The following is a 12647-nucleotide window of genomic DNA, read 5'->3' as shown; positions in this document are numbered from 1 at the left end:
GTGTGCGTGAACCTTCAGGGCAGCGAGATGGTCAGGTGGGCGGCGCGCGGCCCGAGCTTGACGATGTCGTGATAGGGCGCCATGGCGGTCTGCATGTCGCCGTTCAGGAAGTGGGCCATGCCCAGGTAGGCCAGCAGGCCCAGCAGGGCGAACAGCGCGCCGATGCTCCACAGCGGCACGTCGCGCTTGAGCGTGTGGGCGATCTTGTCGGGCAGCGGCCAGTGCGGCGCGAAGCCGGCGCGCTTGCCGCGCAGCAGCGCGATCTCGTCGCCCAGGCGCGCGGTCAGGTAGCCGAGTTTTTCCTGGCCCTCGATCATGTATTTGCCCTGGAAGCCCAGCAGCAGGCACATGTAGAACACTTCCAGCGACTGCAGCCGCGGCGCGCCCTGGGCGCGCAGGTCCTCCAGGCGTGTGAAGAAGTTCTCGCCGGCCAGTTGCTCGCCGAACAGCGTCAGTTGCAGCGGTTGCAGCATCCAGGCATCGCGGATCGAGAAGCCGGAGTTCAGCACGGTTTCGTCAACCGCGGCGCAGAACGCGTACTTGGTGGCGTAGACGTCCTCGGCCGGGATGTCGAGCTTCTTGGCGCTGCGTTCGAAGTCCGCGAGGAACTGCTGCACCCGGGCCGAGAACGACGCGGCGCTGGCCGGCTCCTGCCCGCTCTTGAGCAGGAACAGCATCAGGAAACCGTCGTACAGCAGGTCCAGCAGTGACTTGGCGGGACGCGAGCCGTAGAAGTCGGCGGCGTGGGGCGGGAGCGAGGTTGCAGGCATCAGAGAGGGCGCGGCGGTGTTCATGGCGGCTCTTTCAGTGGGCGTCGGGTTGCGTCGGGTCGTACGGGCGCCGGTCAGCGGGTGACGGCGATCAGGTCCAGTTTCAGTTCGGGTATGCCGGCAGGCGCATAGATGGCGATGCTGCGGGCCTGCAGCATGCGGTCGTACAGCGAACCGCGCGTCTGCAAGGCGAAATAGCACGCGCCGGGCTTGACCGGCACCGCCGGCGGCACCTGCGGGGTGTAGGCCAGTTGCACGCCCGGCATGGCCGACAGCACCAGCTTCTCGACGTCGTCGGGCGCGCCGACCTTGAAGCGCAGCGGCACGGTCTCGGCCAGTTCGCTGGCGGGCGTTGCGGCCGACACCGACAGGTACAGCGCGGTGGTTTCGTCGAGCTTGTCGGAATCGAGCCGGCCGACGTGGAACGACGGCCGCAGTTCTTCCAGCACGATCGAGAAGTAGCGGGTCGAGATGACGGTGTCGAGCAGGTCGCGCAGGATCGTGTCGAGCTGCGCGAAGGCCGCGCCGGGCTGCTCGTGGCGATACACCGGCAGGTCGGCCAGCGTGTGCACTTTCGAGAACGTCATCAGCGCGCCGGCCAGCCGCAGCATTTCCTGGAACAGGCGCTCCGGATGCAGTTGCGGGTTGTGGAACAGGTGCGACAGCGCCGAATAGGCTTCGTTGGCGGTGTGCAGCAGCCAGAACGAGGCCACGTCGCCCGAGCGGAACTCGATGATGTTCTTGTTGGGTTCGCGGTGAAAGCCGTACAGCGCGTTGACCTTGGCCTGCAGCGCGTCCAGCAGGCGGCGCAACTGCTCGAACAGCGCGCCGCAGGCCTGCACCGTGAGGCTGGGGGCGATGAAGCTGGTGTCCAGTTCGTAACCGGCGCTGGCGGTGCGGCGCACGCGCGCCACCGGCAGGGTCAGCAGCGCGTCGCGCGGTTCGTGCTCGGACAGCAGCCGCACGTTCTTGCGCAGGAACGCCAGGTCGGCGGTGCTGGCGTTGGTGTAGAGGTCCGGCGCCGGGCTGTCCTGGTGCGCGTAGCGGGCATCGAAGCCTTGCGATTGCTGCGCGTCGCGGTAGTTGCCGCCGATGTCCTTCATCGGATGCAGGGCCAGGTAGAACACGGCCTCGCTGGCGCCGTCGAGCCCGTCCAGCGCCACGGCCGGCGGCAGGTCGTCGTTGTGCGGCGCGTTGTAGATCTCGCCGTCGGGAAAGATCGCCGACAGCTCGGTGGCGCGCAGCATGCCGTTGGCGAGCGCGGCGGCATCGAAGCGCGCCGCGCGCAGGCCCCAGGAATAGGGATGCAGCGCCCGGCTCATCTCCGCCAGGCGGGCCTCATGGTAGGCGTCCTGGCGCTGAAAATGCTGGGGCCGCAGGAACAGCCCCTCTCCCCACAGAATCTTCGCTGAATAACTCACGTTGGCGGGCTCTCGTTATTGACTATCTATATATAAAGAGGACGTTTCGGTGAACGCATCCGGCTCGCGCCGGATTCAGTTCGGGCATTGCAACGAACCGAGCCGGGACGGATCGAACGCGGGCATGCCTGGCGGCACCACGATCTTGCCGGTGGCGACCGTCATGGCGCAGGCATGCGCGCCCAGGACGATGCCGGTGTCCTCGACCTCTTTGACCTCGAACACATATTTCCAGCGCTGCGGCGCGGGCGCGTAAAACAAGGCGGCAACGGCGATATACGCGGCGCCTTTCGGCACCTTCTCGACGTTTTCGAAACGCTGGCCTGGAGTCAGGGTGATTTCGCGCGACGCGATCAGACTGTCGCCCAATGCCGCCTTTTCCTGCGCAGTATCAACCAATTGCGTGAGCGGTGCGCGCTGAAATGCCTCGGCATTCTTCAAATAGTATGCTTTCGTAACGACGGCGGTTGGCTGGCCGCTGCTCGCATTCAAATTTTCTCCGGCGTGTATCGCCAATTTCACGTCCGTGGGCGCATTTGGGTCCTTTTTCAGGCCCGCCGCATCGAGCGCCGTGCCGGTGATTCCGGCCACCGCGCCAAGGGCGGAAACCGCCGCACAACCAGTAATGACGGGGGCTGCCGCGATAAGCATCGTGGCGGCCAGGCATCGCGATAAATTGAGATGTTTTGACATGGCTCTTTATACCGGATCATTGCGACGGCATACAGATGACGGCACGTTGAGCGACATTTCGGCGTGAGTTACATGACGTAATGCCCTGTAGTGGTGTACTAACAAAAAGTTGTTGAAATACGCGGCCCTTGGTTACATCAGACACGTGCCCAAAAAATGCAACTTTCCCGGTATTTCCTCATAGGTGGCATGGTGGCGTTAATGGCCGGTTGCGCCACCACCAGCAAGCCCCAGACGGACGCTGAATACAAGCAGTCGATCACCCAGGCCACGGAGACGCTGGCCAACAAGGGCGGCGACGAGGCCGTGGCCCAATTCCAGGAAATCGCACAACGCAACCCCTCGCGCGGCGAGCCCTGGTCGTATATCGCCAAGATCCGCTTTGACGAGCAGAAGTACGGGGAAGCCATCGTCGCCGCCGACGAGGCGCTGAACCGCGATTCGAACGATTTCACCGCCAAGACGGTGCGCGCCGTGGGCGGCCTGCGGGTCGCGATGCAGTCGCTGGCGGACCTGCGCGCCGACGCGCTGCTGGCCGGCAATGCCCGCAGCGACGCGGTGGCCCTGGCCGCCGCCATGCGCGAGACGCTGGGCCAGGACGTGTTGTTCCCCGAGGGCCGCAAGCCGCCGCGCGGCGGCGGCGCGCGTCCGCCCAAGCCGCGCAACGAAGGCGCCGCCGGCACGGGCACGCCCGCAGCTGGTACGCCCGCAGCCGGTACGCCCGCAGCCGGTACGCCCGCAACCGGTACGCCCGCAGCCGGTACGCCCGCCACGAGCGGCGCGCCGGCCTCGGCCGCCAACACCCCCGCGACGCCCGCGGCCAGGCCGGCGCAGTCTGGCGGCGCCGCCTCGTCCGCCCAGACGCCTCCGCCCGCATCGGGCCGCGCGCCGGATCCGTTCGGCAACCTCCTCAACAAACCCTGATCGGCCGCCGGACCCGGCTGGCCGGGTCCGCTTGCCATCGTCAATACGCACCCGCTTGGAGCCCCCATGGCTAAGAAAGAAAGCGTTCAGAAAAGACTCCAGAAAGTACGCCCGCCGCGCGTCCAGTTGACCTATGACGTCGAGAAGGGCGACGCGATCGAGCAAAAGGAACTGCCCTTCGTCGTGGGTGTGGTGGGCGACTTCAGCGCCCAGTCGGAAGCCGAGCTGCCGCGCCTGAAGGACCGCAAGTTCGTCAACATCGACGTCGACAACTTCGACGACGTGATGCGCGGCCTGGAGCCGCGCGCCGCCTATCGCGTCAAGAACCGCCTGACGGAAGAGGGCGGCACCTTCGGCGTCGACCTGAAGTTCCGCTCGATCGAGGACTTCCGGCCCGAGGCGGTGGTGCAGCAGATCGAACCGCTCAAGGAATTGCTGGAGATCCGCACCAAGCTGGCCGACCTGCGCAACAAGCTGGCCGGCAACGACAAGCTGGAAGACCTGCTGGGCGAGGTGCTCAGCAGCACGGAAAAACTGCAGCAACTGACCAGCGAAGCCGGCAAGGACGGCAAGGGAGGCAGCAATGAGTAATTCCGCCGCCGCGCAGAACGCGGCCGCCCCGGCCGCCGCCGACTCGGGCCTGCTCGACCAGATCGTCGAGCAGAGCCGGGTGGCCAAATCCACTGCCGAACACGATCGCGCCAAGGACCTGATCGGCGAACTGGCGCGCGAAGTCATGAAGGGCACCGTGGTGGTGTCGGACAATCTGTCGGCCATGCTCGACGCCCGCGTGGCCGAGCTGGACCGCCTGATCTCGGCCCAGCTCAGCGAAGTCATGCACGGCGCCGAGTTCCAGAAGCTCGAAAGCACCTGGCGCGGCCTGCATTACCTGTGCCAGGAAAGCAATACCGGGCCGATGCTCAAGATCAAGGTGCTCAACGTCACCAAGCGCGACCTGGTGCGCGACTTCCAGACCGCCATCGACTTCGACCAGAGCCTGATGTTCAAGAAGGTCTACGAGGAAGAATTCGGCACCTTCGGCGGCTCGCCATTTGGCGCGCTGCTGGGCAACTTCGAGATCACCCGCCAGCCCGAGGACATGTACTTCATCGAGCAGATGTCGCACGTGGCCGCGGCCTCGCACGCCCCGTTCATCGCCTCGGCCTCGCCCGAACTGCTTGGCCTGGACAGCTTCGCCGACCTGGGCCGGCCGCGCGACCTGGCCAAGGTGTTCGACACCGTCGAATACACCAAGTGGCGCAGCTTCCGCGATTCCGAGGACTCGCGCTACGTCGGCCTGACCATGCCGCGCTTCCTGGGCCGCCTGCCGTACGACCCGAAAGAGGGCACCTCGGTGGAAGGCTTCAACTTCGTCGAGGACGTCGACGGCACCGACCATTCCAAGTACCTGTGGTGCAACGCCGCCTGGGCCTTCGGCGCGCGCCTGACCGCGGCCTTTGCCGACTTCGGCTGGTGCGCGGCAATCCGCGGCGTCGAAGGCGGCGGCCTGGTCGAGAACCTGCCGACGCACACCTTCAAGACCGACGACGGCGAGATCGCGCTGAAGTGCCCGACCGAAATCGCCATCACCGACCGGCGCGAGAAGGAACTGAGCGACCTCGGCCTGATCCCGCTGGTGCACTGCAAGAACTCCGACTACGCCGCGTTCTTCGGCGCCCAGTCGGTGCAGAAGGCCAAGAAGTACAACACCGACAGCGCCAACGCCAACGCGGTGCTGTCGGCGCAGTTGCAATACATCTTCTCCGTGTCGCGCGTGGCCCACTACCTGAAGGCGATGATGCGCGACAAGATCGGCAGTTTTGCGTCCGCGCAATCGGTCGAGAGCTTCCTGAACCGCTGGGTCTCGCAGTACGTGCTGCTGGACGACAACGCCAACCAGGAGCAGAAAGCGCAATTCCCCCTGCGGGAAGCATCGGTGCAAGTAGCCGAAGTGCCGGGTCGTCCTGGCGTGTTCCGGGCCGTGGCGTTCCTGCGGCCGCATTTCCAACTCGACGAGCTGTCGATTTCCCTGCGCCTGGTTGCGGAACTGCCCGCCCAGGCCCAGAAATCGTGATGACCGTCTGATTCAAAGCTTTTAACCGGAGAGTACTTTAATGAAGGACATCTACGTCAAATTCGGCAATCCCGCGCTCAAGGGCGAGTCCCAGGACAAGGACCACCCGGACTGGATCGAAGTGGGCTCGTGGCGCCACGAGATCATCCAGCCGCGTTCGGCCACCGCCTCGACCTCGGGCGGCCATACCGCCGAACGCACCGAGCACGGCGAAATGGTCTTCACCAAGGATCTGGACGTGGTCAGCCCGCTGCTCTACCAGCACGCCTCGGGCGGCACGACGTTTGACGAAGTGACCATCGACTTCCTGCGCGCCGACGGCGAAGGCAACCGCGTCAAGTACCTGGAAATCAAGCTCAAGTACGTGATCATCTCGCGCGTGGCGCCGGAAGTGGTCAGCGAAGGCCTGCCGCACGAATCGTTCTCGCTCAAGTACGCCGCGGTGCAGTGGAAGTACACGCAGCAGAAGGTGGGCGGCAACCAGGGCGGCAATTCCCAGGGCGCCTGGAGCCTGACCAAGAACGACAAGACCTACTCGGTCTGATCCCGACCGCGCGGCAAGGCGAAGGCCGCGGCTCGTCCCCGGGCCGCGGTTTTCCTGAAAGAGGTCCGTGATGAAGGGATTCGAACCCAGCCTGTTCGACAAGCTGTTCGAGGCGGACGGCCCGGCGCCGCACGCGCTGCGCCGCCTGTCGGTCGAGGAAATCAAGGAAACCGTCGCGCGCGACATCGAGGCCCTGCTCAATACCCGCATGGTCTTCACCGAGGCGTCGCTCAAGCGCTATCCGAACTGCCAGCGGTCGATCCTGACCTATGGCCTGTCGGATTTCTCCGGGCTCAGCCTGGCCAGCCACTACGACCGGGAATTCATCTGCCGGTCGCTGGAGCAGGCCATCGCCCGCCATGAGCCGCGGTTGACGCACGTGCGGGTGGTGCTGCAGGTCGACGGCCGCGCCACGTCGGTGCTGTATTTCGCGATCACCGCGATGCTGGACGTCGGCCCGGCCCACGAGCCGGTGACGTTCGACGCGACCCTGCAGCCGTCGACGCTGCAGTATTCGGTCAGCAAGGGCTGGGCCAAGGCCGCGGCGGCCGCCTGACAACATAAACGCACGCGGGCGCCGGCGGCCAGCCGCCGGCGAGGAAGGGAAAGATGGAAGAACTGCTGCCGTACTACGAACGCGAGCTGGGGTTCCTGCGCGGTTCGTCGCGGGATTTCGCCCAGCGCTATCCGAAGATCGCCGCGCGCCTGGGGCTATCGGGCGAGACCTGCGAGGATCCGCACGTCGAACGCATGATCGAGTCGTTCGCCCTGTTGGGCGCGCGCATCAACAAGAAGCTGGACGACGACTATCCGGAGTTCACGGAAGCGTTGTTCGAAGTGATGTACCCGCATTACCTGCGGCCGTTTCCGTCATGCTCGATCGCGCAGTTCGACATGGGCGGGGTGGCGGCGCAATTGACCGCGCCGGTGCGCGTGGCGCGGGGCACCGAATTGAAATCGCACGCCGTGCGCGGCGTGGCCTGCCGCTTCCGCACGGCCTATGACGTGACCCTGGCGCCGGTGGCCATCCGCCAGGCCACGTTCGCCTCGACCGCCAACGCGCCATCGGCCACGCAGTTGCCGCCGGGCGTGACCGGCCGGCTGTCGCTGACGCTGGCCTGCCTGGCCGAGACGCAAAGCTTCGCCACGCTGGCCGTGGACCGCCTGCGGGTCTATCTGCATGGCGAGCCGTCGTTCGTGGCGGCGCTGCGCGACTGCCTGTTCCTGCGCACCGCGGCGGCTTACATCGAAACCCAGCCCGGCCGCTGGAACCGGCTGCCTGACGTGCCGCTGGCGCAAGTGGGGCTGGCCGAGGACGACGCGCTGATCGACTTTCCGGCCAGCTCGCATCCGGCCTATCGGCTGCTGGCCGAGTACTTCGTCTTCTCCGAAAAATTCAATTTCGTCGACATCGACCTAGCGGCGCTGCGGCGCGCGGTCGGCCCGGCGCGCGAATTCACGCTGCACCTGCCGGTCAAGGGGCTGCGCGCCGATTCGAATACCGCGCGCCTGCTGGAGTCGGCGTCGGCGGATAACTTCCGGCTGGGCTGCACGCCGGTGATCAACCTGTTCGAGCAGCGCGCCGATCCCATCCGCGTCACGCATGCGGCGGCCTCCTATCCGGTGGTGGCCGACGCCCGCCGTGCCTACGGCTACGAGGTCTATTCCATCGACCGCGTGCGGCTGGTGCGGCAGAACGCGCAGGGCGATTCGGTGGTGGAGTTCCGGCCGTTCTATTCGCTGCATCACGGCGAAACGCCCGAGGGCGCCAGCCATTACTGGACCGCGCGGCGCGATGCGATGGTGGCCGAGCGCAGCCCGGGCTACGAAATGGAGATGTCCATCGTCGACATCGACTTCAACCCGGCCTTGCCACAGACCGAAACACTGAGCCTGGAACTGACCTGCACCAACCGCGACCTGCCGTCGCACCTGGCGGTGGGCCAGCCGGGCGGCGACCTGTTCCTGGAGGGCGGCTCGGTGGCGCGCGAGATCCGCATGCTGCGCCGCCCGACCCACACGCACCGCTTCCAGCAGGGCCGCGCGGCGCACTGGCGGCTGATCTCGCACCTGGCGCTGAACCACCTGTCGCTGGTGCACAGCGGCCTTCCTGCCCTGAAGGAGACGCTGCGCCTGTACGACCTGTCGCACGCGGCGGTGGCGGCGCGCCAGATCGAAGGACTGGTGGGGCTGGACTACAAGCCCGCGACCCACTGGATGCCGGGCGAGCCGTTCGCGACCTTCGTGCGCGGCATCGAGATCCGGCTGACGATCAATGAAGAAAACTTCGTGGGCACCAGCCTGCATGCCTTCGTGGCGGTGCTCAACCGCTTCTTCGGCCTTTACGTGCACGCCAACAGCTTCGTGCAGTTGGTGGTGCTGTCGCGCCGCGGCGCGGAAGAGATCCTACGGTGTGCTCCATGCAACGGCGACGCGATCCTAGCGTAATCGAATCGCTGCTGGCCGAGCCGCAGCGCTTCAAGTTCTTCCAGGCCGTGCGGGTGCTGGAACTGTGGTTCGCGCGCCAGGAAGGCACGCGCGCCAAGAATGCCGTGCCGGCGCACCTGCGCTTCGTCAACTCGTCATCGCTGGGCTTTCCGGCCAGCGAGATCGCGGGGTTGACGGCCTTCGACAAGAACGGCCAGGCCCTGCATGACGCCGACGCGCGCCTGGCGGCGCTGGCGGCCGGCACGCTGGGGCGGGTGGAGATCGAGCCGGCCTTCTTCGGCCTCTTGGGCGGGCAGGGCGCCTTGCCGCTGCATTACTCCGAGATCCTCAGCCACCGCGAAAGCGCCACGCGCGATCGCGGCGCGCGCGCTTTCTTCGACATCTTCTCGAACCGGGCCGCGGCGCTGTTCTACGCGGCCTGGAAGAAGTACCGCATGCCGTTGCGGCACGAGACCGAGCAGGACCATCACTACCTGCCGCTGCTGCTGGCGCTGGGCGGGGTCGGCCATCCGGCGCTGCGCGACCGCCTGCATGCGGGCGAGGGCCGCGTGTTCGACGAATCGCTGGCGCACTACGCGGCGGCGGCGCGGCAGCGGCCGGTGTCGGCCGCGTACCTGCAGCGGGTGCTGGCCGACTATTTCCAGGTGGCCTTGCGGGTCGAACAGTTCGTCGGCCGCTGGTATCACGTGCCGCCCGAGAACCGCACCCAGTTGGGCCGTCCCGGCGCGGTGCTGGGCGTGTCCGCCATGGCGGGCGACCGCATCTGGCAGCGCGACTTGCGCATCCGGCTGTGGATCGGCCCGTTGTCCAAGTCGGCGTTCGCCGACTTCCTGCCCGGCGGCGCCCGCGCCCAGGCGCTGGAAAAGCTGCTGACGATGTTCGGCGGGCTGAGCTTCGAATACGAGGTGCGCCTGGTGATGGCCAAGGAGGACGTCGCCGGCAGCGCGCTGGGCGGCGACGCCGAGGGCGGCGGCGCGCGCCTGGGCTGGAATTCCTTTCTCTGCACCGAACCGTCGGCGTCGGACCGCGACGACGCCAGCTACGAACTGCACACCATCCACTAAGAACAAGACAACCGAGAACATGGCCACTCCCCTGAAAACCCTGATCGGGAAACTGAACCAGACCTGCCGCCAGGCCGCCGAGCGCGCCGCCAGCCTGTGCATGGCGCAAGGCCACTACGAGGTGGACCTGGAGCACCTGTTCCTGGCGCTGCTGGAAAAGCCCGCCAGCGATTTCAGCATCGTGGCGCGCCGCAGCGGCATCGAGGCCTCGGTGCTGGAGGCCGACCTGAACGCCGAGATCCGCGGCTTCAAGAACGGCAATACCCGCACCCCGGTGTTTTCGCCGCACCTGCCGCGCCTGTTCGAGCATGCCTGGCTGATCGCCTCGCTGGACACGCAGACCACCCGCATCCGTTCCGGCCACCTGTTGCTGGCGCTGCTGACCGAGCCCGATCTGGCGGCGCTGGCGCGGCGCGGCTCGCGCCTGTTCGAGTCGTTCCGGCTGGAAGAGCTGAAGCACGATTTCGCGGCCCTGACGGCCGGCTCGGAAGAGGCCGGCCAGTCCGTCGCATTGGGCGATGACGCCGCGCAGGGCGAGGCCGCCACGCCCGCCGCCGGCCTGTCCAAGACGCCGGCGCTGGACCAATACACCACCAACCTGACCGAGCGCGCCCGCGAAGGCAAGATCGATCCGGTGATCGGCCGCGATGCCGAGATCCGGCAGATGATCGACATCCTGACGCGGCGTCGCCAGAACAATCCCATCCTGACCGGCGAGGCCGGCGTCGGCAAGACCGCGGTGGTCGAAGGCCTGGCGCTGCGCATCGTGGCCGGCGACGTGCCGCCGGCGCTGGCCGGCGTGGCGCTGCGCACGCTGGACATGGGCCTCTTGCAGGCCGGCGCCAGCGTCAAGGGCGAGTTCGAGAACCGCCTGAAAAGCGTGATCGACGAGGTCAAGCAAAGCCCCACGCCCATCATCCTGTTCATCGACGAGGCCCACACCATGATCGGCGCAGGCGGGCAGGCCGGCCAGAACGATGCGGCCAACCTGCTCAAGCCGGCGCTGGCGCGCGGCGAACTGCGCACCATCGCCGCCACCACCTGGAGCGAATACAAGAAGTATTTCGAGAAGGACGCCGCGCTGGCGCGGCGCTTCCAGGTGGTCAAGGTGGAAGAGCCCAGCGAGACGCTTGCCGCCAGCATGCTGCGCGGCATGGCGCCGCTGATGGAACAGCATTTCGGCGTGCGCATCCTGGACGAAGCGATTGTGGCCGCCGCCCGCCTGTCGCACCGCTACATCAGCGGCCGCCAATTGCCGGACAAGGCGGTCGGTGTGCTGGACACCGCCTGCGCCCGGGTGGCATTGGGCCGTAGCGCCACGCCGGCCCTGATCGACGACGCCCGCCACCGCCTGGCGCGCCAGGAAACCGAGCGCGCCGCCCTGCGCCGCGAGGCCGCCGCCGGCGCCGCGCAGTCGGCCCGCCTGCGCGAACTGGACGAGGAAATGGCCGCCACCCGCCAGCAACTGGCCGACGCCGAAGCGCGCCTGGCCCAGGAAAGCGAGCTGGTGCGGCAGATCCACGCGCTGCGCGAGGAGCTGGAAGCCGCGGGCCAGGAGCCCGACGCCGAAGCGGGCGCCAAGCGCCGCGGCGGCAAGGCCGCCGAGCCGACGCCCGCCCAGGCGCAACTGGCCGAGTTGCAGCAGCAACTGCGCGCCCTGCAGGGCGATGCGCCGCTGGTGCCGGCCTACGTGGATGCGCAGGTGATCGCCGAGATCGTCTCGGCCTGGACCGGCATCCCGCTGGGCCGCATGGTCAATGACGAGATCCGCACCGTGCTGGAACTGCAGCCGCTGCTGGCCGAACGCGTGATCGGCCAGGACCACGCGCTGCACGCCATCGCCCAGCGCGTGCGCACCGCGCGCGCCGGCCTGGAAGACCCGAACAAGCCCAAGGGCGTGTTCCTGTTCGTCGGCCCCTCCGGCGTGGGCAAGACCGAGACCGCGCTGGCGGTGGCCGACATCCTGTACGGCGGCGAGCGCAAGCTGGTCACGATCAACATGAGCGAATACCAGGAGGCCCACAGCGTCTCGGGTCTGAAGGGTTCGCCGCCCGGCTACGTCGGCTACGGCGAAGGCGGGGTGTTGACCGAAGCCGTGCGCCGCCAGCCCTACAGCGTGGTGCTGCTGGACGAAATCGAGAAGGCCCATCCCGACGTGCTGGAATTGTTCTTCCAGGTGTTCGACAAGGGCGTGATGGACGACGCCGAAGGGCGCGAGATCGACTTCCGCAACACGCTCATCATCCTGACCTCCAACGTCGGCTCGTCGACCATCATGCAGGCCTGCCTGAACAAGACCGCCGAGGAACGGCCGGACCCGGACGCCTTGCAGGAACTGCTGGCGCCGCAACTGTACAAGGCCTTCAAGCCGGCCTTCCTGGGCCGCATGAAGACCATCGCCTACTACCCGGTGGACGACGACGCCCTGGCGCGCATCATCGGCCTGAAGCTGGCCCGCATCGCCGAGCGGGTGCAGGCCAACCACCGCGCCGTGTTCGATTGGGACGACGCGCTGGTCGAGGCCGTGCTGGCGCGCTGCACCGAGGTGGACACGGGCGCGCGCAACGTCGACCACATCCTGAACGGCACGCTGTTGCCGCAGATCGCCGAGCAGGTGCTGGGCCGCATGGCGCAGGGCGAGGCGATCGCGCGCATCCGCGTCACGGCCGGCAAGAACGGCGACTTCCGCTACCGCCTGACCTGAGCCCG

General features: G+C 67.2%; 11 protein-coding genes. 8 read left to right on the top strand and 3 right to left on the bottom strand.

What is annotated here, in order from left to right; translation table 11 throughout:
• Positions 1-14: 14 nt before the first annotated feature.
• From icmH to tssJ, 3 genes are all read right to left on the bottom strand, one after another.
• Entirely contained in the window at positions 15-794 is a 780-nt protein-coding gene (gene icmH, locus AAID08_RS15785; protein WP_054504401.1) for a type IVB secretion system protein IcmH/DotU, read from the bottom strand.
• 50 nt (positions 795-844) lie between these two features.
• Complete coding sequence (gene tssK / locus AAID08_RS15780) at positions 845-2191, bottom strand: type VI secretion system baseplate subunit TssK (protein WP_054504402.1); 1347 nt, start codon at positions 2189-2191, stop codon at positions 845-847.
• Positions 2192-2266: 75 nt separating this feature from the next.
• On the bottom strand, positions 2267-2884 hold the full coding sequence (tssJ, locus tag AAID08_RS15775; protein WP_231132838.1) for a type VI secretion system lipoprotein TssJ: 618 nt from the start codon (positions 2882-2884) through the stop codon (positions 2267-2269).
• Between the two features lie 156 nt (positions 2885-3040).
• Here tssJ and AAID08_RS15770 point away from each other — a divergent pair, with 156 nt between their 5' ends.
• From AAID08_RS15770 to tssH, 8 genes are all read left to right on the top strand, one after another.
• Positions 3041-3808 carry a hypothetical protein gene (locus tag AAID08_RS15770; RefSeq protein ID WP_395756590.1) on the top strand — a complete coding sequence of 256 codons (768 nt, stop codon included), beginning with the start codon at positions 3041-3043 and terminating at the stop codon, positions 3806-3808.
• Positions 3809-3874: 66 nt separating this feature from the next.
• Positions 3875-4399 (top strand): type VI secretion system contractile sheath small subunit, encoded by a 525-nt coding sequence (gene tssB, locus AAID08_RS15765; RefSeq protein ID WP_054504404.1) that lies wholly within the window; start codon positions 3875-3877, stop codon positions 4397-4399.
• The gene (gene tssC, locus AAID08_RS15760; protein ID WP_175166913.1) at positions 4392-5882 is read left to right on the top strand and encodes a type VI secretion system contractile sheath large subunit; all 1491 of its coding nucleotides are present in this window, start codon (positions 4392-4394) and stop codon (positions 5880-5882) included. Before tssB ends, tssC begins: the two co-directional genes overlap by 8 nt.
• Before the next feature lie 40 nt (positions 5883-5922).
• The gene (locus AAID08_RS15755) at positions 5923-6426 is read left to right on the top strand and encodes a type VI secretion system tube protein Hcp (protein WP_006384074.1); all 504 of its coding nucleotides are present in this window, start codon (positions 5923-5925) and stop codon (positions 6424-6426) included.
• Positions 6427-6496: 70 nt separating this feature from the next.
• Positions 6497-6982, top strand: coding sequence for a type VI secretion system baseplate subunit TssE (tssE, locus tag AAID08_RS15750; protein ID WP_054504406.1), 486 nt, complete (start codon positions 6497-6499; stop codon positions 6980-6982).
• Positions 6983-7035: 53 nt separating this feature from the next.
• Entirely contained in the window at positions 7036-8874 is a 1839-nt protein-coding gene (gene tssF / locus AAID08_RS15745) for a type VI secretion system baseplate subunit TssF (RefSeq protein ID WP_395756589.1), read from the top strand.
• Positions 8838-9938, top strand: a complete 1101-nt coding sequence (gene tssG, locus AAID08_RS15740; protein ID WP_054504452.1) for a type VI secretion system baseplate subunit TssG — start codon at positions 8838-8840, stop codon at positions 9936-9938. Before tssF ends, tssG begins: the two co-directional genes overlap by 37 nt.
• A 19-nt stretch (positions 9939-9957) precedes the next feature.
• Positions 9958-12642, top strand: coding sequence for a type VI secretion system ATPase TssH (tssH, locus tag AAID08_RS15735; protein ID WP_395756588.1), 2685 nt, complete (start codon positions 9958-9960; stop codon positions 12640-12642).
• The last annotated feature ends 5 nt before the right edge of the window (positions 12643-12647 follow it).

The organism is Achromobacter sp. EB05, assembly GCF_044232075.1.
In the GTDB taxonomy this organism is placed as follows: domain Bacteria; phylum Pseudomonadota; class Gammaproteobacteria; order Burkholderiales; family Burkholderiaceae_B; genus Achromobacter; species Achromobacter dolens.
This window is presented reverse-complemented; position numbering and strand designations above follow the sequence as displayed.